The sequence below is a fragment of the Micromonospora chalcea genome (genome assembly GCF_028768405.1).
Taxonomy (GTDB): Bacteria; Actinomycetota; Actinomycetes; order Mycobacteriales; family Micromonosporaceae; genus Micromonospora; species Micromonospora chalcea.
On sequence record NZ_CP118233.1, the window covers coordinates 6522464 to 6543941 of the forward strand.

General features: G+C 74.1%; 21 protein-coding genes and 5 tRNA genes. 16 read left to right on the top strand and 10 right to left on the bottom strand.

Features of this window, described 5'->3' with window-relative positions:
* Window positions 1-2457 carry a non-reducing end alpha-L-arabinofuranosidase family hydrolase gene (locus PVK74_RS29580; RefSeq protein WP_274477686.1) on the top strand — a complete coding sequence of 819 codons (2457 nt, stop codon included), beginning with the start codon at window positions 1-3 and terminating at the stop codon, window positions 2455-2457.
* A gap of 23 nt (window positions 2458-2480) precedes the next feature.
* On the top strand, window positions 2481-3104 hold the full coding sequence (locus tag PVK74_RS29585; protein ID WP_084789506.1) for a DUF488 domain-containing protein: 624 nt from the start codon (window positions 2481-2483) through the stop codon (window positions 3102-3104).
* 1 nt (window position 3105) lies between these two features.
* Here the strand turns inward: PVK74_RS29585 and PVK74_RS29590 are convergent, their stop codons facing one another.
* Genes PVK74_RS29590 through bioB form a run of 3 tightly spaced genes read right to left on the bottom strand, consistent with a single transcriptional unit; the run spans window position 3106 to window position 4834 of the window.
* The gene (locus PVK74_RS29590; protein ID WP_274477688.1) at window positions 3106-3612 is read right to left on the bottom strand and encodes a GNAT family N-acetyltransferase; all 507 of its coding nucleotides are present in this window, start codon (window positions 3610-3612) and stop codon (window positions 3106-3108) included.
* A 3-nt stretch (window positions 3613-3615) separates the two neighbouring features.
* Window positions 3616-3831 (bottom strand): biotin synthase auxiliary protein BsaP, encoded by a 216-nt coding sequence (gene bsaP, locus PVK74_RS29595; protein WP_084789503.1) that lies wholly within the window; start codon window positions 3829-3831, stop codon window positions 3616-3618.
* 7 nt (window positions 3832-3838) lie between these two features.
* The gene (bioB, locus tag PVK74_RS29600) at window positions 3839-4834 is read right to left on the bottom strand and encodes a biotin synthase BioB (protein ID WP_174537785.1); all 996 of its coding nucleotides are present in this window, start codon (window positions 4832-4834) and stop codon (window positions 3839-3841) included.
* Window positions 4835-4990: 156 nt separating this feature from the next.
* Between bioB and PVK74_RS29605 the strand changes: the two genes are divergently transcribed.
* From PVK74_RS29605 to PVK74_RS29620, 4 genes are read left to right on the top strand one after another with little or no spacing between them, the layout of a single operon-like run.
* Window positions 4991-6127, top strand: coding sequence for an 8-amino-7-oxononanoate synthase (locus PVK74_RS29605; RefSeq protein WP_274477689.1), 1137 nt, complete (start codon window positions 4991-4993; stop codon window positions 6125-6127).
* A complete protein-coding gene (gene bioD, locus PVK74_RS29610) occupies window positions 6124-6855 on the top strand; it encodes a dethiobiotin synthase (RefSeq protein WP_174537886.1) in 732 nt (243 codons plus the stop codon). Before PVK74_RS29605 ends, bioD begins: the two co-directional genes overlap by 4 nt.
* A gap of 46 nt (window positions 6856-6901) precedes the next feature.
* Window positions 6902-8563, top strand: a complete 1662-nt coding sequence (locus tag PVK74_RS29615; RefSeq protein WP_274477690.1) for a sensor histidine kinase — start codon at window positions 6902-6904, stop codon at window positions 8561-8563.
* Window positions 8560-9237 (top strand): response regulator, encoded by a 678-nt coding sequence (locus PVK74_RS29620; RefSeq protein ID WP_064447190.1) that lies wholly within the window; start codon window positions 8560-8562, stop codon window positions 9235-9237. The genes PVK74_RS29615 and PVK74_RS29620 overlap by 4 nt, the downstream gene beginning before the upstream one ends.
* A 15-nt stretch (window positions 9238-9252) precedes the next feature.
* Here PVK74_RS29620 and PVK74_RS29625 read toward each other — a convergent pair whose 3' ends face one another.
* From PVK74_RS29625 to PVK74_RS29640, 4 genes are all read right to left on the bottom strand, one after another.
* Entirely contained in the window at window positions 9253-10074 is an 822-nt protein-coding gene (locus tag PVK74_RS29625; protein ID WP_274477691.1) for an ABC transporter permease, read from the bottom strand.
* Window positions 10071-11003, bottom strand: a complete 933-nt coding sequence (locus tag PVK74_RS29630; protein WP_274477692.1) for an ABC transporter ATP-binding protein — start codon at window positions 11001-11003, stop codon at window positions 10071-10073. The genes PVK74_RS29625 and PVK74_RS29630 overlap by 4 nt, the downstream gene beginning before the upstream one ends.
* Before the next feature lie 69 nt (window positions 11004-11072).
* Window positions 11073-12236: a cytochrome P450 gene (locus PVK74_RS29635; RefSeq protein WP_274477693.1), complete on the bottom strand. Its 1164-nt coding sequence runs from the start codon at window positions 12234-12236 to the stop codon at window positions 11073-11075.
* 9 nt (window positions 12237-12245) lie between these two features.
* Window positions 12246-12914 (bottom strand): class I SAM-dependent methyltransferase, encoded by a 669-nt coding sequence (locus PVK74_RS29640; RefSeq protein WP_274477694.1) that lies wholly within the window; start codon window positions 12912-12914, stop codon window positions 12246-12248.
* Window positions 12915-13103: 189 nt separating this feature from the next.
* On the opposite strand from PVK74_RS29640, the gene PVK74_RS29645 reads away from it, so the two are divergent.
* Complete coding sequence (locus PVK74_RS29645) at window positions 13104-13931, top strand: hypothetical protein (RefSeq protein ID WP_043330513.1); 828 nt, start codon at window positions 13104-13106, stop codon at window positions 13929-13931.
* A gap of 39 nt (window positions 13932-13970) precedes the next feature.
* Here PVK74_RS29645 and PVK74_RS29650 read toward each other — a convergent pair whose 3' ends face one another.
* Window positions 13971-14573, bottom strand: a complete 603-nt coding sequence (locus PVK74_RS29650) for a TetR/AcrR family transcriptional regulator (RefSeq protein ID WP_069089527.1) — start codon at window positions 14571-14573, stop codon at window positions 13971-13973.
* A 275-nt stretch (window positions 14574-14848) separates the two neighbouring features.
* On the opposite strand from PVK74_RS29650, the gene PVK74_RS29655 reads away from it, so the two are divergent.
* The 6 genes from PVK74_RS29655 to PVK74_RS29680 all read left to right on the top strand — a co-directional run bounded on the left by PVK74_RS29655 (window position 14849) and on the right by PVK74_RS29680 (window position 18333).
* Window positions 14849-14921 (top strand) — tRNA-Gly (locus tag PVK74_RS29655).
* 34 nt (window positions 14922-14955) lie between these two features.
* Window positions 14956-15026, top strand: a tRNA-Cys gene (locus tag PVK74_RS29660).
* 12 nt (window positions 15027-15038) lie between these two features.
* Window positions 15039-15113, top strand: a tRNA-Val gene (locus tag PVK74_RS29665).
* 111 nt (window positions 15114-15224) lie between these two features.
* The gene (locus PVK74_RS29670; protein WP_274477695.1) at window positions 15225-16043 is read left to right on the top strand and encodes an isocitrate lyase/PEP mutase family protein; all 819 of its coding nucleotides are present in this window, start codon (window positions 15225-15227) and stop codon (window positions 16041-16043) included.
* A 124-nt stretch (window positions 16044-16167) separates the two neighbouring features.
* Window positions 16168-17553 carry a response regulator transcription factor gene (locus PVK74_RS29675; protein ID WP_274477697.1) on the top strand — a complete coding sequence of 462 codons (1386 nt, stop codon included), beginning with the start codon at window positions 16168-16170 and terminating at the stop codon, window positions 17551-17553.
* A 96-nt stretch (window positions 17554-17649) separates the two neighbouring features.
* Window positions 17650-18333 carry a hypothetical protein gene (locus tag PVK74_RS29680; protein ID WP_069089414.1) on the top strand — a complete coding sequence of 228 codons (684 nt, stop codon included), beginning with the start codon at window positions 17650-17652 and terminating at the stop codon, window positions 18331-18333.
* Window positions 18334-18409: 76 nt separating this feature from the next.
* Here PVK74_RS29680 and PVK74_RS29685 read toward each other — a convergent pair whose 3' ends face one another.
* A complete protein-coding gene (locus PVK74_RS29685) occupies window positions 18410-18655 on the bottom strand; it encodes a DUF6458 family protein (RefSeq protein ID WP_158559994.1) in 246 nt (81 codons plus the stop codon).
* Between the two features lie 158 nt (window positions 18656-18813).
* Between PVK74_RS29685 and PVK74_RS29690 the strand changes: the two genes are divergently transcribed.
* From PVK74_RS29690 to PVK74_RS29700, 3 genes are all read left to right on the top strand, one after another.
* A tRNA-Gly gene (locus PVK74_RS29690) sits at window positions 18814-18886 on the top strand.
* A gap of 11 nt (window positions 18887-18897) precedes the next feature.
* Window positions 18898-18969, top strand: a tRNA-Val gene (locus PVK74_RS29695).
* A gap of 153 nt (window positions 18970-19122) precedes the next feature.
* Entirely contained in the window at window positions 19123-20772 is a 1650-nt protein-coding gene (locus tag PVK74_RS29700) for a PKD domain-containing protein (protein ID WP_274477698.1), read from the top strand.
* Window positions 20773-20836: 64 nt separating this feature from the next.
* Here the strand turns inward: PVK74_RS29700 and PVK74_RS29705 are convergent, their stop codons facing one another.
* Window positions 20837-21412 carry a hypothetical protein gene (locus PVK74_RS29705; RefSeq protein WP_274477699.1) on the bottom strand — a complete coding sequence of 192 codons (576 nt, stop codon included), beginning with the start codon at window positions 21410-21412 and terminating at the stop codon, window positions 20837-20839.
* Window positions 21413-21478 lie beyond the last annotated feature (66 nt).

Genomic DNA, 21478 nt, shown 5'->3' on the forward strand with positions numbered 1-21478 from the left:
ATGGCAATGAGCCCATCCGCTCATCGCGGCGGGAGTCGGCGACGGCGATCACCAGCCGTCCGAGCGCTGCTCGCCGGCGCGGTCAGCGCCGTGACGGTGGCCGCCGTCGCGGTGATGATGCCGGCGGCGAACGCCGCCGCGAGCACGCTGGGCGCGGCCGCCGCGCAGTCGGGCCGCTACTTCGGCACCGCCATCGCGGCGGGCCGGCTCGGCGACTCGACGTACAGCACGATCGCGGCGCGTGAGTTCAACATGATCACGGCCGAGAACGAGATGAAGCCGGACGCGACGCAGCCCCAGCGCGGCCAGTTCAACTTCAACTCGGGCGACCAGATCTACAACTGGGCGACCCAGCGGGGCCTGAAGGTCCGGGGCCACACGCTGGCGTGGCACGCGCAGCAGCCGGGCTGGATGCAGAGCCTGAACGGCAGCAACCTGCGTCAGGCGATGATCGACCACATCAACGGCGTGATGGCCCACTACCGGGGCAAGCTGGCCGCGTGGGACGTGGTGAACGAGGCGTTCAACGAGGACGGCAGCCGTCGGCAGTCGAACCTGCAGGGCACCGGCAACGACTGGATCGAGGTCGCGTTCCGCACCGCTCGCGCGGCCGACCCGTCGACCAAGCTCTGCTACAACGACTACAACATCGAGAACTGGTCGTACGGCAAGACGCAGGGCGTCTACAACATGATCCGGGACTTCAAGTCCCGGGGTGTCCCGATCGACTGCGTCGGTCTGCAGACCCACTTCACCGGTGGCAGCTCGCTGCCCGGCAACTTCCAGACCACGCTGCAGAACTTCGCCGCGCTGGGTGTGGACGTGGCGCTGACCGAGGTCGACGTCACCAACTCCTCGACCAGCCAGTACGCCGGTCTGACGCAGGCGTGCATCAACGTGCCGCGCTGCATCGGCATCACCGTGTGGGGCGTGCGTGACAGCGACTCGTGGCGCTCGAACGAGAGCCCGCTGCTGTTCGACGGCGGAGGCAACAAGAAGGCCGCGTACAACTCGGTCCTCAACGCGCTCAACGCGGCCGCCCCGACCTCCGGGCCGACCACGACCCCGACCACGACCCCGACCACGGCACCGCCGCCGAGCGGCGGCGCCGGCCGGATCGTCGGCGTGCAGTCGGGCCGCTGCATCGACGTGCCGAACGCCACCCAGACGAACGGCACCCGGGTCCAGCTCTACGACTGCAACGGTCAGTCGAACCAGCAGTGGACGTACACCTCCAGCAAGCAGCTGATGGTCTACGGCACCAAGTGCCTCGACGCGAACGGCGCGGCCACCGCCAACGGCACCGGAATCATCATCTGGGACTGCAACGGCCAGTCCAACCAGCAGTGGAACATCAACTCCAACGGCACCATCAGCGGCGTGCAGTCCGGCCGCTGCCTGGACGTCTGGGGCACCGGCAACGGCCAGCAGATCCAGCTGTACGACTGCCACGGACAGACCAACCAGCAGTGGCGGACCGACTTCGGTGGCGGCACCTCGCCGTCCCCGACCACGCCGCCGCCGGCCACCACGACGCCCCCGCCGGGCGGCTGCTCGCTCCCGTCGACCTACCGGTGGTCGTCGACCGGCGCGCTGGCGAACCCGCAGAACGGCTGGGTCTCGCTCAAGGACTTCACGAACGTCGTCCACAACGGCAAGCACCTGGTCTACGGGTCGTACGTCAACAGCAGCGGCCAGTACAGCTCGATGAACTTCACCCCGTTCACCAACTGGTCCGACATGGCCTCGGCCGGCCAGAACGGGATGAGCCAGGGCACCGTGGCGCCCACGCTGCTGTACTTCGCCCCGAAGAACATCTGGGTGCTGGCGTACCAGTGGGGACCGACCTCGTTCAGCTACAAGACGTCGAGCGACCCGACGAACGCCAACGGCTGGTCCTCCGCGCAGACGCTGTCCACCGCCACCCTGCCGGACGCCCCGTACGGCGTCATCGACCAGACCCTGATCGGTGACGACCAGAACATGTACCTGTTCTTCGCCGGGGACAACGGCAAGATCTACCGGTCGAGCATGCCGCTCGGGAACTTCCCGGGCAGCTTCGGCTCGAACTACACGACGATCATGACCGACTCGACGAACAACCTGTTCGAGGGCGTCGAGGTCTACAAGGTGGCCGGCCAAAACCAGTACCTGATGATCGTCGAGGCGATCGGCAGCCAGGGACGCTACTTCCGGTCGTTCACGTCCAACAGCCTGAGCGGCTCGTGGACCCCGCAGGCCGCCACCGAGAGCAACCCGTTCGCCGGCAAGGCCAACAGCGGCGCGACGTGGACCAACGACATCAGCCACGGTGACCTGGTCCGCAACAACCCCGACCAGACCAAGACCATCGACCCCTGCAACCTGCAGTTCCTGTACCAGGGCAAGAACCCCAGTGCGGGAGGCGACTACAACCTGCTGCCGTGGCGGCCGGGAGTGCTGACCCTCCAGCGCTGACCGTCACACAGTCACCGGAAGACGTGCCCGGCACCCGCGTGGTGCCGGGCACGCCCGTTCCGGTGGGCCGGCCCGGCCGGCGGGCGGACGACGGCGACCCGGGGCAAGCTGGGGCGGTGGAGCGCGAGCTGCTGACCGTCGGACACGGGGCCGCCCGCCGCGACCAGCTCGCAGACCTGCTGGCCGGCGCGGAGGTCACCCTGGTCGTGGACGTGCGCCGCTACCCGGCCAGCCGGACCAACCCCGACGTCCGCCGCGAGGCCATGGAACGCTGGCTGCCCGAACGGGGCATCGGCTACCGCTGGGAGCCGCGCCTCGGCGGCCGCCGGCACGTCCGCGCCGGCGAGCCGGAACCGGACACCTGGTGGACGGTCGCGGCCTTCCGGGCGTACGCCGCGTACACCCGCACGCCCGACTTCGACGCCGCGATGGACGAGGTGCTGGCCGACGCCGCGCTGCGCAGAACCGCGGTGATGTGCAGCGAGAGCGTCTGGTGGCGCTGCCACCGGCGGCTGATCGCCGACGTCGCCGTGCTCGGCCGCGGCGTGCCGGTGTCGCACCTCATGCCGGACGGCAGGCTCAGCCCGCACCGGCCCGCCGAGGGCGCCCGCCGCCTGCCCGGCGGGCACCTGCTCTGGGCCGGCTGACTCAGCCCGCCAGATCCTCGGCGAGCAGATCCATCAGCAGCGCGTCGTGCCAGCGCCCGTCCGCCCCGCGCTCGTAGCGGCGCATGATGCCCACCGGACGGAAACCCACCTTCGCGTACGCCCGGATCGCCGCCGTGTTCGCCGCCGCCGGGTCGATCGTGAACCGGTGGTGGCCGTACTCGTCGATCAGGTGCCGCACCAGCGTGCGGACCGCATCGCCGCCCAGCCCGGTGCCGCGTACCGCCGGGTCGAGGAAGACGTCCAGGCTGGCGTGCCGGTAGTCCGGGTCGGTCTCGGCGTACCACTGGATCGCGCCGACCAGCCGGCCGTCGTGCTCGACCGCGTAGACGGTCACCGAGTCGTCGGCCAGGTCGGCCCGCACCGACTCGGCCAGGTCGTCCCCGCCGCGCCACCAGCGGCGCACCTCAGGGGTGGCCCGGATCGCGGCCAGCGCGGGCACGTCGGCGTCGGTCACCGGCCGCAGCGTCACCGCCCGCCCCCGCAGCACGCCTCAGCCCCGCCGCTCGCCGTGCTCGACGCAGACCGCCGACCACCCGGCCGGTACGACCTGCACCTTCATCCGCCGACGGCAGGACGCGCACCAGCGCGGCGGCTCCCACGCCCGGGCCGCCTCGCACGCCGGATGCCGCCCGGCCGCCACCGACTCGCCGCACCTGTCGCACCACAGCGCGGCGGGGGCGGCCGGGGCGGGGGAAAGATCGGTCACCGCTGCCTCACAGGGTCGCCGAGAGCGCCTTCACCGGCATCTTCAGGTCTTCCAGCAGCTTCAGGTCGGCGTTCGCCGGCCGACCCAGCGTGGTCAGGTAGTTGCCGACGATCACCGCGTTGATGCCGCCCAGCAGACCGTCGCGGGTGCCCAGGTCACCGAGGGTCAGCTCGCGGCCGCCCGCGTACCGCAGGATGGTGCGCGGCATGGCGAGCCGGAACGCGGCGATGGCGCGCAGCGCGTCCTTGCCCTCCACCACCGGGCGGTCACCGAGCGGGGTGCCCGGCCGCGGGTTGAGGAAGTTCAGCGGCACCTCGTGCGGGTCCAGCTCGGCGAGCTGCGCGGCGAACTCGGCCCGCTGCTCGACCGTCTCGCCGAGGCCGAGGATGCCGCCGCAGCAGACCTCCATGCCGGACTCGCGGACCATCCGCAGCGTCTCCCAGCGCTCCTCCCACGAGTGCGTGGTGACCACGTTCGGGAAGTAGGAGCGGCAGGTCTCCAGGTTGTGGTTGTAGCGGTGCACGCCCATCTCGACCAGCTCGTCGACCTGCTCCTGGGTGAGCATGCCGAGCGACGCGGCGACCTGGATGTCGACCTCCGCGCGGATGGCGGCGACACCCTCGCGCATCTGCTTCATCAGCCGGGCGTCCGGGCCGCGCACAGCGGCCACGATGCAGAACTCGGTCGCCCCGGTCGCGGCGGTCTGCTTCGCGGCCTCGACCAGCGCCGGGATGTCCAGCCAGACCGACCGGACCGGCGAGGTGAACAGGCCGGACTGCGAGCAGAAGTGGCAGTCCTCCGGGCAGCCGCCGGTCTTCAGCGAGACGATGCCCTCGACCTCGACCTCCGGACCGCACCAGCGCATCCGGACCTCGTGAGCGAGCTGGAGCGCGGCGGGCAGGTCTTCGTCGGGAAGGTTCAGCACCGCGAGGACACCGGCCTCGTCGAGGCCGACACCGTTGCCCAGCACCCGCTCCCGGGCCTGGTCGAGGATCTCTGGCATGGCTCGTAACCTAACAGGCCACCGAGGGGCCGGGAAACCGCCGCCAGCAGCCCCGGCGAGCCGGGACCGCGCCACGCCGGAGCCCTCCGGACGGGTGGTAACTTCGCCCCGCGGAAGCGCCCGGCAGGGCGGTGGTCGGCGGGAGGGGACGGCACGGTGGCGGACTGGCTGGCGGCCCTGGACCGCCGCGCCGAGCTGCGGGCCCGGGCGGGACTGACCCGTACGCTGCGTCCCCGGGCCGCCGACGACGCGGTGGTCGACCTGGCCGGCAACGACTACCTCGGCCTGGCCACCCACCCGGAGGTCACCGCCGCCGCAGCAGAGGCCCTGTCCGCGTACGGGCTGGGCGCCACCGGATCACGCCTGGTGCGCGGCTCCACCGACGCCCACCACGCGCTGGAGGACGACCTGGCCGACTGGCTCGGCGTCGACCGGGCGCTGGTGTTCTCCTCCGGCTACCTGGCCAACCTCGCCGCCGTCCGGGGACTGACGCAGCCGCGTACGCTGCTCGTCTCCGACGCCCACAACCACGCCTCGCTGATCGACGGCTGCCGGATCTCCGGCGCCGAGACGCTGGTGACGCCGCACGCGGACGTGGCAGCGGTGGCCGCGGCGCTGGCCGCCGCGCCGGGCCGCCCGGCCGTGGTGGTGACCGAGTCGGTCTTCTCCGTCGACGGCGACCTGGCCCCGCTCGCGGAGCTGCACGAGGTGGCCCGCCGCCACGGCGCGCTGCTGCTCGTCGACGACGCGCACGCGCTCGGCGTCACCGGCCCGGCCGGGGCCGGCGGGGTGGCCGCCGCCGGGCTGGCCGGCGCGCCGGACGTGGTGGTCACCGCGACGCTGTCCAAGGCGCTCGGCGGGGCCGGTGGCGTGGTCGCCGGGCCGGCCGAGTTCGTCCGCCACCTGGTGGAGACCGGCCGCACGTTCATCTTCGACACCGCGCCGCCGCCCGCCGTGGTGGCCGGGGTCCGCGCCGCGGTGCGCCTGGCCCGCACCGGTGACGCGCTGCGTGCCGAGCTGGCCGACCGGGTCGCCGCGGCGGTGCGGCGGCTCGGCGGGGCCGGGCTGTCCGTGTCCGCCCCGGACGGCGCGGTGATCTCGGTGACCGCGCCCGGCCCGCAGGAGGCGACCGCCTGGGCCGCCGCCTGCCGGGACCGGGGCGTGGCGGTCGGCTGCTTCCGTCCCCCGTCCACGCCGGACAGCCGCTCCCGGCTGCGGCTCACCGTCAGCGCCGGGGTGGACCGGGCCGGCTTCGACCGGGCCCTGGACGTGATCGTGGAGTGTGCGCCATGAGCCTCGGCGACGCCTGGACCGGGCCGGTGCTGGTGACCGGCACCGACACCGAGATCGGCAAGACAGTGGTGACCGCCGCCGTCGCCGCCGCCGCGCAGGCCGCCGGGCTGCGGGTCGCCGTGGTCAAGCCCGGCCAGACCGGTACGGCCACCGGCGAGCCCGGCGACGTCGACTCGGTGACCCGGCTGGCCGCCCCGCTCACCGGCCGGACGCTCGCCAGCTATCCCGATCCGCTCGCGCCGCTGGCCGCGGCCCGGGTGGCGGACCTGCCGCCGCTGGAGCTGTACAACGCGGTCGACGCGATCCGCGAGGAGGCCGACAAGCACGACCTGGTGCTGATCGAGGGCGCGGGCGGGCTGCTCGTACCGATGGGGTTGCGCCCGTCCGGCGAGCCGTGGACGGTGGCCGACCTGGCGGTGTCGCTCGGCGCGCCCGCGGTGGTCGTGGCACGGGCCGGGCTCGGCACGCTCAACCACACCGCGCTGACGCTGGAGGCGCTGGAGCGGCGGGCCGTACCGGCCGGCGTGGTGATCGGCGCCTGGCCGGCCGACCCGGAGCTGGTGCACTGGCTCAACCTGTCCGAGCTGGTGCCGAACCTGCTCGGCGCGGTGCCCGCCGGGGCAGGCGGGATGGACCCGGGCGTGTTCCGCCGGTCCGCGCCCGGCTGGCTCACGCCGGCCCTGTACGGCGTGCTCGACGACTGGCGGGCCTGGGCCGAGGAGACCTGACTTTCGTCGGTGCCCGGACCGGCCGGGCGTGGGTAGCGTGACCGCCGTGGAACCCCGCGAACGACAACGCCGGGCCGGTGACCTGCTGCTCTGGGCCGTGCTCGCGGCGCCCGTGGCGTACGGCCGCCTCACCCCGCCGTGGCACGCGGACGAACTGCCGCCGCTGGCCGCCGCGCTGGCGCTGCTCGGCACGGCGGTGTGGATCGGGCGCCGGTGGCCGCTGGTCGCGGTGCTCGCGGTGGTGGCGGGCTCGCTCGTCGACGGCAACGTCGTGTTCGCCATCCCGGTCTTCGGCTACCTCGCCGGGCGGCGCAGCGACCGGGCCGCGCCGGCCGCCGCCGTCTTCGCCGCCATCGCGGTCACCGGCTCGGTGCTCAACCTGGGGCTGCTCGGCACCGAGCCGTCCACCTGGTTCCTGCTCGCCTCGGTGCTGCTATTCGCCGGGGTGTTCCCCTGGCTGCTGGGCCGGCTGCGGCGGCAGCACCGCGCGCTCGCCGACGCCGGACTGCGGCACGCGCAGGCGCAGCGCCGGGCCGAGATCGAGCGGGTACGCCTGCGCGAGCGGGCCCGCATCGCGCAGGACATGCACGACTCGCTCGGCCACGACCTGAGCCTCATCGCGCTGCGGGCGGGTGCGCTGGAACTGGCGCCGGACCTGTCCGCGGCGCACCGGGCGGCGGCCGGTGAGCTGCGGGCCAGCGTCGCCGCCGCCACCGAACGCCTGCACGACGTGATCGGCGTGCTGCGCGAGGAGCGCACGCTGCGGCCGCCGGGGGAGACGGTCGCCGACGTGGTCGACGGCGCGCGCGACGCCGGGATGACAGTCGACCTGCGCGCCGACGAGGCGGACCTGCCGCCGCTGCCCGCGCACGCGGTGCACCGGGTGGTCCGGGAGGCGCTCACCAACGCCGCCCGCTACGCCCCCGGCGCTCCGGTCACCGTCGTTGTGGCACGCGACGACGACGCGGTGACTGTCGCGGTGGTGAACGCGCCACCGCCGGCCGGTCCGCTGCCCGGGCCGCCGTCGCACGGCTCCGGGTTGCTGGCGCTGCGCGAGCGGGTACGCCTCGCCGGTGGCGCCCTGGACGCCGGCCCGTGCGACGGCGGCTGGGCGGTCACCGCACACATCCCGCTCGCTGATGCGGCCCGTCCCGGCACGCTGCCGCCCGGCCGCGCGGGCGCCGGTTCACCGGTCGCCGACCCGATCCGAGCCTCCGGGACGCCGGCCCTCGCCGACGCCGGTCCGCCGGTCACCGGCCCGGCTGACGGTTCCGGGGCGACCGCCCCGCGATCCGGCGACGACGACCTCGCGGAGATCGACCCGCTCGACGCCGGACGCGTCGGCGTACCCGGCCGGGACGGACACGGGGACGCGGCCCGGCGGCTGCGGGAGGCCCGGCGGCGGGCGCGACGCAGCCTGCTCGTGGCGATCGGCGCGCCCGCCGGGCTGGCCCTGGTGCTGGCGCTCGTCTACTACCCGCTCGCCACTGCGGGCGCGGTGCTGGACCGGTCCGGCTACGAACGGCTGCGGCTGGGTGAGCCGCGCGACGCGCTCGGTCTGCCCCGCCGGCAGGCCGATCCGCCCGCGACCGGCGCCGCGCCGGGCTGCGAGTTCTACACCGACGGCAACTTCCCGTTCGCCCAGGCGACCTGGCGGCTCTGCTTCGCCGACGGGCGGCTGGTCAGCAAGGAGCAGATCGCACCATGAGCGACGACCACGACCGCCCGCTGCGGGTGGTGCTCGCCGACGACGAGGCGCTGGTCCGGGCTGGGGTACGGGCGATCCTGGCCGCCGACCCCGGCATCGAGGTGGTCGGCGAGGCGGGCGACGGCCTCGCCGCGGTCGAGCTGGTCCGCGCGCACCGCCCCCGGGTGGCGCTGCTGGACATCCGGATGCCCCGCGGCGACGGGCTCAGCGCCGCCGCGCAGATCCGCCGGCTGGTGCCGGAGACGGCGGCGGTCATGCTCACCACGTTCGGCGACGACGACCTGATCGCCCGCGCGCTCGGCCACGGCGCCGCCGGGTTCCTGCTCAAGTCAGGTGACCCGCGCGAACTGTTGGCCGGGGTGCGGGCGGTGGCCGAGGGCGGGGCGTACCTGTCGCCACGGGTGGCCCGCCGGGTGATCGAGCTGAGCGGGGGACGGCTGGCCCGCGGCCCGTACGCGCGGGACCGGCTGGCCGGGCTCACCGACCGGGAACGCGACGTGCTGGCGCTGGTCGGCGCGGGACTGTCCAACGCCGAGATCGCCCGCCGGCTGCACCTCGTCGAGGGCACCGTGAAGAGCTACCTGACCAGCATCTTCACCCGGCTGGACGTGCGCAACCGGGTGCAGGCGGCGATCCTCGCGTACGAGGCAGGGCTGGTCCCGCCCACCGGCTGACCAGCCCCGCCCCGTTCAGGCGTCGCGCCGTGCCAGCGCCCACCGGCCCAGCGCCAGCGCGGCGGCGGCCCAGCCGGCGAGTAGCAGCAGCCCGACCACCGCCGGGTACGGCTCGGTGTCCCCGGCCAGGAAGTGGTTGCCCGCCACCCCGGGGAACGCGTCGGCGATCCGGGTGAGCACCGTGATGTCCGGCTCCTGCAACGACAGCGGCACGATCATCAGCAGCGCGAACAGGACGGTCAGGGCCAGCACCGCGCCGCGCAGCGCCGCCGCCAGGCCGAGTGCCAGCACGCCGATCAGCGCCAGGTACGCCGCGGCGGCCACCACGTCGGCCACCGTCGCGCCCAGCGGGGCGCGGCCCCACTCGCCCAGCACCGGCCGGGCCGTCACCGCGCCAACGGTGCCGAGCAGCAGCCCGACGCCGAACGTCACCGCGCCCACCACCACTGCCTTGGCCGCCAGCACCCGCCCCCGCGACGGGGTGCACCGCAGCGTGGTGCGGATCGTGCCGGTGGTGAACTCGCTGGTGATCGCGAACAGGCCGAGCGCCAGCACCACGTACTGGGTCAGCTCCAGCGACCCGGCCACGATCTCGCCGACGTCCACCACGCCCGGGTTGTTGGCCGGGTCGTCGTCGGTGTTGGCGTTCTGCGCGTAGATGGCGAGCTGGGCGCTGGTGGCTGCCATGGTCAGCACCGCCGCGAGCAGCGTCCACCAGGTGGAGCGGACCGACCAGAGCTTCGTCCACTCGGCGGCCACCGCCCCGGCGAGCGGATTCCCGGTGGGCGCGGGCCGGGCGGACTGACGGGCCGGGTCGAGCGTGGACTGTGCGGTCATCGGGTGCCACCTCCGGTCGAGCCGGCGGCGTACTCCACGCTGTCGGCGGTCAGTTCCAGGAACGCCTCCTCCAGGGAGGGGGCGACAGGGGTCAGCTCGTGCAGGCGTACCCCCATCTCGTGCGCCAGGTCGCCGACCCGGCCGGCGGTGCTGCCCGCGACGGACATCCCGCCCTCGTCGGCGGTGACTGTGGCGCCCTCGGCGGCCAGCCGGTCGCCGAGCGCGGCGAGCGCGGCCGGCTCGGGGCCGCGTACCCGGACCGACGCGGCGGGCCGGGCGGCGATCAGCTCGGCCAGCGGCGCATCCGCGACCAGCCGGCCGCGCCCCAGCACCACCACCCGGTCGGCGGTCTGCTGCATCTCGCTCATCAGGTGACTGGACACGAGGACGGTGCGTCCCTCGTCGGCGAGACGGCGGGTGAACCCGCGGATCCACCGCACCCCGTCCGGGTCGAGCCCGTTCACCGGTTCGTCGAGCAGCAGCACCGGCGGGTCGCCGAGCAGCGCGCCCGCGATGCCGAGCCGCTGACCCATGCCCAGCGACAGCGCCCGGCCCGGCTTGCCGGCGGCGCGGGCGTCCAGGCCGACCAGGTCGAGCACCTGCGTCACCCGCCGAGCCGGTACGCCGTTGCTGCGCGCCATCGCCCGCAGGTGCGCCACACCGGAGCGGGCCGGGTGCACACCGGTGGCGTCGAGCAGCGCGCCCACCTCGTACAGCGGGTGCCGCAGCGTGCGGTAGTCCCGCCCGTTGACAAGCGCCTGCCCGGCGGTGGGCCGGTCCAGGCCGAGCACCATCCGCATGGTGGTGGACTTGCCGGCGCCGTTGGGGCCGAGGAACCCGGTGACCTGGCCGGGGCGGATCTCGACGGTCAGGTCGTCGACGGCCGTCACGGCGCCGAACCGTTTCGTCAACCCACGAAGTGTGATCATGCGGCGACGCTATTGCGCGGCGGTGGCGCCACACTGCCGTCGAACGGCAACGGCCGACACCGACTTTCGTCAGGTGCGACGGACCACGAACGCGTCGGGCATCCGGAACGTCAGGTTGTCCGGGCACCACGGCGGACGCACCACCGTCACGCCGTCGAGCAGCGCGGTGGCCTCGGCGACCACCACGGCGGCCTCCATCCGGGCCAGCTGCGCGCCGACGCAGCGGTGCGGCCCGGCGCCGAACGCCAGGTGCCGCCGCGAGCCGGGCTGCCCGGGACGGAACTCACCCGGCGCGCCGACCACCGACGGGTCGCGCCCGGCGCGGGCCAGCCAGGCCACCACGCTGGTGCCCGCCGCCACCGGCAGCTCGCCGAGCGTGGTGTCGACCGCCGCCACCCGCCGCCACGTGACGATCGGCGGCTCCAGCCGCAGCCCCTCCTCGACCACGTCGTCCACGGCGACCGTGCCCGCGCGCAGGCCGGCCCGTACCGCCGGTTCGCCGGACAGCCGGTGCAGCAGCAGGGTCAGGAACTGCGAGGTGGTCTCCTGGCCGGCGACCAGCAGGAAGAACAGCGCGCCGACGACCACGTCGGGGGAGTGCCCGGCGTCGCGCAGCCGCGCGGCGAGCCCGCCCCCGGTGGCGGCGAACTCGCGCAGCACGGTGTGGAACCGGCCCACCTCGGCGGCCAGCGCGAGCTGCCGGGCGGAGTCCAGCGGCGCCCAGAACAGCTCCAGCGCCGCCCGGGCGAAGTCCTTCACCGCGCCGACCGGCGCGTCCGGCAGCTCGACCAGCCGGGCCAGCACCAGCAGCGGCAGGTCGGCGGCGAGACCCGCGTACAGGTCGACCGGGCGGCCCGCGTCCAGCGTCGCTGCCAGCCCGGCCACCCGCTCCCGGACCAGCCCGGTCAGCCACTGGCGCTGGGCGGCCACCCGGTGCGGGTGCAGCGCGTCGGCGACGATGCCGCGGATCTCCGGGTGGCTGGCGCCGCCGTTGTTCGCCAGCGTCGGCGGCAGCCGGAACCGGTGCCCGGCGAGCACCCGCAGCGCGGCCACCGGGATCGGCGTGACCGCGTCGAGCGCGTTGTCCGGCCGGAACGTCACCGGATCGGTGAGCACCTGGCGGACGAGCGCGTGCCGGGTCACCACCAGGTGTGGCACGCCGACGTGGTCGACAACGGTGGCCGTGTCCGGCCACTGCCCGTCGACGGACTCCCCCCAGCCCCGGAACAGCACGCGGTAACGCTAGCGGCGGGCGCCGGGCGGGTTCGGGTCCAGCTCCCACACGGTGGTGTGCTTCACCCGTACGCTCTCCAGCGCCTCGGACACCGGCACGTCGTACGCGGCCAGCTCGCGGAAGCGCTCGCGGGGCAGGAACGCCCGGCCCGGGTCGCCCACCAGCACCCGGGCGCCGGCGCGGGCGGCCCGGAGCAGGAAGCGCAGCATCCGGCGGGCCATCGCCTCGCTGTAGAAGACGTCCCCGGCCAGCACCACCTCGGCGTCGCCCGCGTCGGCGTCGAGGATGTCGCCGAGTTCGGCGTCGACGCGTACCCCGTTGGCCTCGGCATTGAGCGCGACGGCCGCGACGGCCCGCTCGTCCACCTCGACCGCCCGGACGGCGGCCGCGCCGGCGCGGGCGGCGGCGATGGCGACCAGGCCGGAGCCGGAGGCCAGGTCGAGCACCCGGCGGCCGGCGACCACCTCGGGGTGGTCGGTGACGTAGCGGGCCAGGCCCTGCCCGCCGGCCCAGGCGAACGCCCAGAACGGCGGCGGCTGGGCGCTGCGGAACTCGCCCTCGGTCAGCTCCCACAGGCCGATCGGCTCGTCGGCCTGGTGCAGGCGCACCTCGGGTACGAACGCCACGGGGGCGAGGCGGGCGTGCAGCCGGACGAACGCGGCGGACAGCTCGGACACCGGAGAATTGTGTCCCACCCGCCGGCCGGGCCCGATCCCGGGCGTGTCGCGGCGGGGCCGTGACCGGTTCACCACGCTCGGTGAAATGGCCCCCGTGTTGTGGCGTTGGATGCGAACACGCCCGTCTACCGGCGTGCCCGGCGCGCTCCTAGCGTTGCCTGTGGACACGACCGAGGGTGAGGAGGCGTGGTGAGCGGGTGGCGGCACACGCTACGGATCGGACTGGTGCTGACCTTCGTGGCCGGGACCGGGTACGGGGGAGCCCTGCCCGCGCGGGCGGCGGCGGCCTTCTCCACCGAGTTGAGCGGTCTGCCGGACGAGTTCACCGCCGGGAACCGGGTGGAGACGCTGTCCGCCGTGGTGTCCCGCTCCGACGGGGGCGGCTGTGTCAAGGTGCGCTGGTCGATGTTGGTGCGGGTGCAGGGCCTGCGGCTGGACCAGCTCAAGGTGGACCGGGTGGAGGACAGCGGGTCGTTCCCGCTGGAGATCCGCACCGAGGGAGACACCGCCCGGCTCACCGACCGGCAACTCGACCCGGGTGTGCTCTGCCCGGGCCGGACCGTGACCGCCCGCTACCGGGTGGCGTTCGCCGAGGACGTCGCGCGCGGCCGGGTGAGTTTCGCCGCCGAGGCGTACGACCCGCAGTTGCGGCTGCTGGCCCGGCGGACCGCCTCGCGTGAGGTGGTGGGGGAGGAGGCTTCGCCGACCCCGGCGCCCACCAGCGCGGAGCCCTCGGAGACGCCGAGCGAGGAGCCACCCACCGACGACCCGGTGACCGACGAGCCGACCGACGCGGCAGTGGTGGAGCCGCCGCCGCCCGGTGGTGTGGCCGGACGCCCGGTCGCGGACAGCGGCGGCTTCGGCCTCGTGCAGGCCGCGTTCCTGCTCGGCGGGCTGCTGCTGTTCCTCGGCGCCGGGTTGCTGCTGCGGATGCGCCGCCTGCTGCGCCCGGCCGCCGTCACCGAACCGGAAACCCTGCCACCGCCCTTCGAGCGCCCCCGCCCGACCTGGCCCTGACCGGCGGACCCGCCCGCGCGGGCCGGGGGCGGGGCCCGGTCAGTCGAGCTGACTGGGTTCGAGGCCCAGTTCGCGGGCGGCGACGAGGCGGATCCACTCGGCGATCTGGCGGCGAGTGATCACCCGCTCGTGCACCGCGAGCTGGACCGCGAGGCCGTCCATCACCGCGCTGATCCGCCAGGCCGCGCCGGCCGGGTCGGGGCAGTCGAACGTGCCCTCGGCGACCCCGTCCGTGATCAGCGCGGCCAGGTCCTGCCGCCACCGCAGGTCCAGCCGCCGGGAGAGCTTCTCCAGTTCCGGGGTACGCAGCGACTCCGCCCAGCCGTCGATGCGCATCGACCAGGAGGTGGCCCGGCCGGTCGGCGCGTACAGGCGCAGCATGCGGCGCAGCTTCGCCAGCGGCGGCGCGGAGGAGCGGAGCACCGCGTCGAGCTTGGCCAGGTCCTGCTCGACGGCGTACGCGAACGCCTGCGCGAGCAGTCGGTCCTTGGTGGCGAAGTGGTAGAACACGAGGGCCTGGCTCACCCCGGCGGCCTCCGCCACGTCGGCGGTGCGGGTGTTGGCGAGCCCTCGTTCCGCGATCACCTCACAGGCCGTACGCAGCAGCGCGTCCAGGCGGATCTCGGCGGCTCGTCTCGTCACGGCGTTACGGTAACCCATCCGCATGACCACGGGGAGTTACCGAAGCGGCTGGTCGGCGGGCGGGCAGTCGGATGCCGGACACTCGACGCGCCGGTCTGCTTCCGCAGGTGGGAGCGCTCGCCGGTGCTCTCGGACGGAAGCCACCCAGGCTCCTAGGAAGCCGAGGGGGAGCGGGGTCCGCCACCACCGGACGCGCCGGAAACGGAACCCGATTTGGCAACCGTTCCCGGGCTCGGCTAAAGTTCTCATCCGTCACCGGATAACACCGGGGGCGTGCGGACGTAGCGCAGCTGGTAGCGCATCACCTTGCCAAGGTGAGGGTCGCGGGTTCGAATCCCGTCGTCCGCTCGGAGATGCCGCCACGCAGTTCGGGGGCAACCTCGGTGGAGTGGCCGAGAGGCGAGGCAACGGCCTGCAAAGCCGTGTACACGGGTTCAAATCCCGTCTCCACCTCGCAGTAGACGAGGGCGATTGGCGCAGTGGGAGCGCGCTTCCTTGACACGGAAGAGGTCACTGGTTCAAACCCAGTATCGCCCACCAGCGGAAAGGCCGTGTCGATCATTCGACACGGCCTTTCTCGTCGCCATTGATCAGTCCAGTGCCGCGCCGCTGGCCATTGCCGCACCCGCGTGCCCCACCCAGACTGGCCCGGTGGACGATCAACAGACCCGAGCCCAGCGGTTCCGCGCCCTGCACCGGCCCGGTGACCCACTGATCCTGGCCAACGCCTGGGACGCGGTCAGCGCCCGGCTCGTCGCCGCGGCCGGCGCCCACGCGATCGCGACCACCAGCGCCGGCGTCGCCTGGAGTCGCGGCGCCCCCGACGGCGACCTGCTCGCCCGCGACACCGCCGTCGACGTCATCCGCCGCGTCGCCGACGCGGTCCGCCTTCCGGTCACCGCCGACATCGAATCCGGGTACGGCGACAACCCCGACCAGGTCGCCGAGACCGTCGCCGCCGTGCTCGCCGCCGGAGCCGTCGGCGTCAACGTCGAGGACGCCCGGCACGACGGCGGCGGTCCGCTGCGCCCGATCCACGAGCAGGTCGCCCGGCTCGCCGCGGTCCGGGCCGCCGCCGACCGCGCCGGCATCCCGCTGTACGTCAACGCCCGCGTCGACACGTACCTGCGGGGCGCCAGGGGCGTACCGGAGACGGTCGAGCGCGCCGAGGCGTACCTGGCCGCCGGCGCGGACGGGATCTTCGTACCCGGAACCGTGGAGCCGGAGACGGTGGCCGCGCTGACGGCGGCGATCCCGGCCCCGCTGAACGTGCTGGCCGGGCCGGGCGCGCCGCCGGTGGCCGAGCTGGCGCGGCTCGGGGTGGCCCGGGTGAGCCTCGGCCCGGCGCTGGCCGAGACGGCGTACGCGGTGGTCCGGCGTGCGGCGGCGGAGGTGTTCGGCGCCGGGACGTACGAGGCGCTCGCCGGCGGGCTCGACTTCGGCGAGCTGAACGAGCTGATGCGCGACTGACCGGCCACGGGATCGACCTCGGGCGGGGGACCGGGTTGAATGTGCTGGTGGCCGTTGTCCCGCGTCCGAGCCGGCGGACGGCGACCGGCTGTCCCCGGCACCCGTCCCGACGGGATCACCACGGATGACGGCGGTCGTCCGCCCGGTGCCCGCGCTGCGGAGCCTGCCCGTCCTCACCGCCGCCACGGCGACCCTCGGCGTCGCGGCGCTCGCCGTCCTGGGCGCGGCCGGGCACGGCGGTTTCGCGAGCGACCCGGTCGGCGCCGTGGCCCTCGCGACGGCAGCCGTGGTCACCGCGCTCGCCGCGCTCCGGCTCAGCCGGTCGGGTCACCGTGCCGCCGGCCGGCTGGCGGCCGGGCTCGCCGCGTCGCTGCTGGCGTATCTGGCGCTCGCCGTCGTCGCGGTGGCCGCCGTCGCGGCCGGGCATCCGTGGGCCGGGCCGGCCGTCGCGGCGTGGAACTCGGCGTGGATCCCGCCGCTGGCACTCCTTCAGCTGACCGCCTCGGCCGCCGTCCGCACCGGCGACGCCGTCCCGTGGACGCACCGGCTCGTGGGCCTCACCCTGGGCGTGGCCACGCTCGTCAACGCGCTGCTGACCACGGCGACCCAGCCGTTCGCGGGGGTTCCGACGATCGCCGCGGAGTCCTGGCGTACCGCGCTCGCGCCGGTCGGCGCCGCCGTCACCCTGCTGGCAGCGGTGGCGCTGTTCCTGCTCCCGGTGACGCTCTGGCGGGCCGCTCTCGGATCGCACCACGCCGTCCGGGCGCGACTCGGCGTGGCCGCGGCGGCCACCACCGCCGCGCCGCTGACAGTCGTCTTCTGCCTGCTGCTCGCCGTCGCCCGCACGCCCGGCGACGTCGAACCGTCGCTGGGCTCGGTCGCCTTCCTGGTGGCACTGGCCGGGGCCGCCGTGTTCGCCGCCGCGTGCGCGGTCACCGCCGCCCGCGGCGCCACCGAGCCGCGCCGGGTCGGCGCCGTGGTGCGCGGCGCGGGCCTGGCCGCCGCGGCCCTGCTGGTGGTCGGCGTCGGCACGCTCGTGGCCGCTCCCGGGACGTCCCTCGGCCCGACCTCGGTCGCCCTGGTCGTGTCGGCGCTGACCGTCGCCGTCGTCGGCGGGGCGTGGGCCGGCACCGGCCGGCTGGCGGCGCTGCTCACCGCCGCGCCGACAGCGCCGGTGACGCCGCGAGGCGGCGCAGAGGGTACGACGGGAGGCGGTGCGGCGGAGACGACGAACGTCATCGAGCCGGCGGCCCCGGCCACGGCGGTTGTGGATGCCGCGGGCCCGGTGTCGGTCGGCGGGCTGACGGCGCGTGAACGCGAGGTGCTCGCCGCGCTCGCCGACGGCGCCAGCAACGCGGGGATCGCCGCGCAGCTGGTGGTCTCCGAGCGGACCGTCGACGCCCATCTGCGCGCGATCTTCGTCAAGCTCGACCTGACGCCCGGCGGCGCCACGAACCGTCGGGTGCGGGCCGCGCGGATCTGGCTGGAGCACGCCCGACAGTCGCATTGAGCAGGGATTTTCCGAAGATAGGTGCTGAGGCCGATGCCCGCGCGGGCGGTACCTCGGCACGGTGGGGCGACACCTGAATCGACGGAGGCTCTCACCGTGCCCGTACCGAAGTTGCGCCGTGCCGCGCTCGTCGCCCTTTTCGTCCTGCTCCTGGCGTCCCTGGCCGGACGGACCGTGTTCATGTTGTGGGAGCCGCCGTTCGACGGCGCGATCCACTACGACGACGTACGTGAGCTGGGGTCCGCGTACTGGCCGATGAACCTCTACCTGGGCGGGCCCGCGTACGCGGTGTCCTGGATCGCCGCAGCGGTGTTCATCGTCGGGCTGGCCCGGGGCCGCGCGGGCGTGCTGAACCTGGTGGGTGCCTTCCTGGCCGGCCTCGGCGGCGTGGTGTTCGCGCTGGCGATCACCGCGGAGGTGCTGCCGTTCGCCTACGCCGCCGATCCGGCGGTCGTGCCGGAGGCGCAGGGACGGGCGCTGTTCGACGTGTTCAACGATCAACTGGACGGGCTGCTCCCGGCCGTCCTCGGCAGCCAGGTGGCGATCGTCCTCGGCATGGTCCTGGCGCTCGTCGGGATCCTGATCGGCCGGACCATGCCGCGTCCGCTGGTCGTCGCCGCGCTCGTCTACGTGGTGGCGTTCGTGCTGGTGCCGCAGGACGCCGCTCGCGCGGTGGTCGTCGCGAGCTACCTGGCGCAGGTGGCGCTGGTGGCCGCGATCGGCTGGTACGGGCTGCGCGCCGCCACCGATGGTGCCGCTACCGACGGCGAGCGGGCATAGCAGACCGGACCGGCCGGATGTTCGATCCTGCCGGTCCGGTCCCGGGACCGATCAGCTCCGTCGGCCCCGCTCACGATCACATGGGCGGTGCGACGTCCCGGCGCTCCTCGACCCGGCGGTACTCCACCGGCTCGTCGGCGGTCGTGGCGACCACCTGACGGCGCCGGCCCCAGACCAGCGTGGTCATGATCAGGCCGAGGACGCCGGCCGCCATGAGGATCCAGCCGACGACGTCGAGGTCGACCCCGCCGACGCTGGCGTTGAGCGCGAACGTGAGGATCGCGCCGACCGCGATCAGGAAAATGCTCGTACCGATACCCACGACAGCCTCCTTCGGGGGATGGTTGTGCTGTCACCGGCCTCAGTACCCCGGCGGTGAGCGGCGCAACCACACGGCCACCCGGCACGGCGGGGGTCTGCCGCACGGCGATCTTGGCATCGGGTAGAGTTCACCCCGTCGCCGGCGCGAACCGGCGGCACGCGGACGTAGCGCAGCTGGTAGCGCATCACCTTGCCAAGGTGAGGGTCGCGGGTTCGAATCCCGTCGTCCGCTCGCGATTGCCCGGGCGATTGGCGCAGTGGGAGCGCGCTTCCTTGACACGGAAGAGGTCACTGGTTCAAACCCAGTATCGCCCACCGAGAGTCACCACGCCGCCGGTCGACAGGCGGTCGTCTCCCACCGGACAGCCGGCACCGGCTACATCGGTCTCCCAGGTCCACCGTGCGGATTATTCTGCCGCTGCCACCGCGCGTGTCACTGTGAGGCCCGATGCGCAGGGAGGCGGTCACATGGCAACGATCGAGCGGGGACGGTGGCGGCGGACGGCCGCACGATTAGGGGTGGCGACCGTCGTCGCGGCGGCCGGGGTGACGGTATCGGCCGCGCCCGCGCAGGCCACCGCGACGCGGACGGTGGCGTTCTACAGCATGGACGAGCCGGCGTCGTCGTCGACGGTGCTGACCGACTACAGCGGCAACGGCCGCCACGGCACGATCGGCGGTGAGGTGGTCACCGGCGCGCTCTACGCCGGGGCGACCGGCCACCGCTTCGCCACGCACCTGCCCACCGACAAGGAGTACGTCCCGGGCCACGTCGACCTGGTGCCGCACACCACCGACTTCAACCCGGACGCCGGGGACTTCTCGGTGACCATCCGTTACCGGACCACGTACTCCTTCGGCAACATCCTCCAGAAGGGACAGGGCAACACGGCCGGCGGCTACTGGAAGTTCGAGGCCCCGAACGGCAAGCCGAAGTGCCTGTTCCGGGGCGCGGACGGCGCCTCCCGTACCGGCTACACCGACGTGCCGATCTCCGACGGCCAGTGGCACACGATCACCTGCAACCGCACCTCCGCGTACGTGGAGATGTACGTCGACGGCGTGCGGACCAGCCGCCTCAACGGGCCGACCGGCACCATCGCGAACACCTGGCCGCTGTCCGTCGGCGGCAAGAGCCAGTGCGACGGTACGAAGGTCACCTGCGACTACTTCGCCGGCGACATCGACTACGTGAAGATCCTGAAGGGATCGGGCGGCCCCGCGAACCAGGCGCCGGTGGCCGCGTTGACGCCCACCTGCTCCGGGCTGGTGTGCACGTTCACCGGCGCGGGTTCCACCGACGCCGACGGCGCGATCCAGGACCACAGCTGGAACTTCGGCGACGGCGACACCACCGGCACCGCCTCCGTACCGACCGCGTCCCACACGTACGCGGCGGCCGGCACCTACCCGGTCACGCTCACCGTCACCGACGACCGGGGCGCCACCGGCACCGCGACCGTCGAGGTTACCGTCGCGCCCGTACCGGAGCGGATCTCGTACGTCGGCCAGGCCACCGCGAACGCCAACTGGACCAGCCACACCGTGACCGTCCCGGCGGGCGTGCAGGCCGGTGACATGCTGCTGCTCCTGCTCAGCCAGAACACGCACACCGGCACCGGCGAGCCGGCCGGCGTGACCGGCTGGAGCCGGCTCGACCGCCTCGACGGCGGCTTCGCGACCACCACCGCCTGGTGGAAGACCGCGAGCGCCGGTGACGCGGGCACTGCGGTCCGGGTGACACTGGACGGTCAGGCGAAGGGCAACCTGGTGCTGGCCGCGTACCGGGGTGTCGCGCCCGGGGCGCCGGTCTTCACCCGGGCCACCGATCCGGCGAGCACCGCCACCCGCATCACCCCGTACGCGCCGGTGACCGCGGCGCAGAGCTGGGCCGTGTCGTACTGGCTGCACGGCGACAGCACCTCCACCGCGCTCACCCCGCCGGCCGGCGTGGCGGTGCGCAGCAACACCTCGCAGACCGGCGGCGGCCGGGTGGCCGGCCTGCTCGCCGACTCGGCGAGCAGCGTGCCGACCGGCAGCTACGGCGGGCTCACCGCCACCGGCGCCGCGGCCAGCACGACCACCACCACGTGGACGTTCGTCCTGCCCCCGGCCTGACCCATCGGGTACGCGAAAAGGCCGGCACCCCGTTGGTGCGGGGTGCCGGCCTTCACGTTTTTTCTTACTTGTTCCAGTGCTGGGCGACGAGGTCGGCGGCCTGCTGCTCCCACTGGGCGTAGTGGTCGGGGTAGGCGGAGACCTGGACGGTCTGGGCGGCCTTGGTCAGGGGCATGTCCTGCCAGCCGTCGACCTGCTTGAGGCCCTTGAGGAACGCGGTGGTGGAGTATTCGGGGTCGGTGATCTGCTCGACCGTGCCCCACCCGCTGGAGGGGCGCTGCTGGAACAGGCCCTGCGAGTCGTGGTCGTTACGGTCACCCAGGTGACCGAGGTTCTCCAGCTTCGACTCCTGCAACGCGGTCGCGATCGACACGACCGCGGCACGCTCGTCCATGCCGGCCTTCTTCGTCGCCGCGATGATCGCCTTCACGTTCTTGGTCTGCTCGTCATTGAGGTCGATACGCGACTGGGCGCCCTGCACGCCGTGCGGGATCAGCTTGTCACCCTGCACCGTGGCCGTGACCGGCTTGACCGCGTGGGTGGTGTCGGCCGCGTGAGCGGCGACCGGGCCGGCGAACACGCCACCGGTGAAAGCCAGACCAGCAACACCCAGAACGCTCTTACGCAGAATCGTGTTCATGATGGGGGCTCCATTCGGGGGTCGACACACCCCCCGGGGGGACCGGGGGTGCGTGGGCACCGTCAG

Bases quoted from the DNA above. Each gene is read 5' to 3' on its own strand.
- PVK74_RS29580 (WP_274477686.1), top strand. From the start codon at position 1: ATGGCAATGAGCCCATCCGCTCATCGCGGCGGGAGTCGGCGACGGCGA.
- bioB (WP_174537785.1), bottom strand. From the start codon at position 4,834: ATGCCAGAGATCCTCGACCAGGCCCGGGAGCGGGTGCTGGGCAACGGT.
- bioD (WP_174537886.1), top strand. From the start codon at position 6,124: ATGAGCCTCGGCGACGCCTGGACCGGGCCGGTGCTGGTGACCGGCACC.
- PVK74_RS29620 (WP_064447190.1), top strand. From the start codon at position 8,560: ATGAGCGACGACCACGACCGCCCGCTGCGGGTGGTGCTCGCCGACGAC.
- PVK74_RS29625 (WP_274477691.1), bottom strand. From the start codon at position 10,074: ATGACCGCACAGTCCACGCTCGACCCGGCCCGTCAGTCCGCCCGGCCC.
- PVK74_RS29630 (WP_274477692.1), bottom strand. From the start codon at position 11,003: ATGATCACACTTCGTGGGTTGACGAAACGGTTCGGCGCCGTGACGGCC.
- PVK74_RS29675 (WP_274477697.1), top strand. From the start codon at position 16,168: ATGACGGCGGTCGTCCGCCCGGTGCCCGCGCTGCGGAGCCTGCCCGTC.
- PVK74_RS29700 (WP_274477698.1), top strand. From the start codon at position 19,123: ATGGCAACGATCGAGCGGGGACGGTGGCGGCGGACGGCCGCACGATTA.
- PVK74_RS29705 (WP_274477699.1), bottom strand. From the start codon at position 21,412: ATGAACACGATTCTGCGTAAGAGCGTTCTGGGTGTTGCTGGTCTGGCT.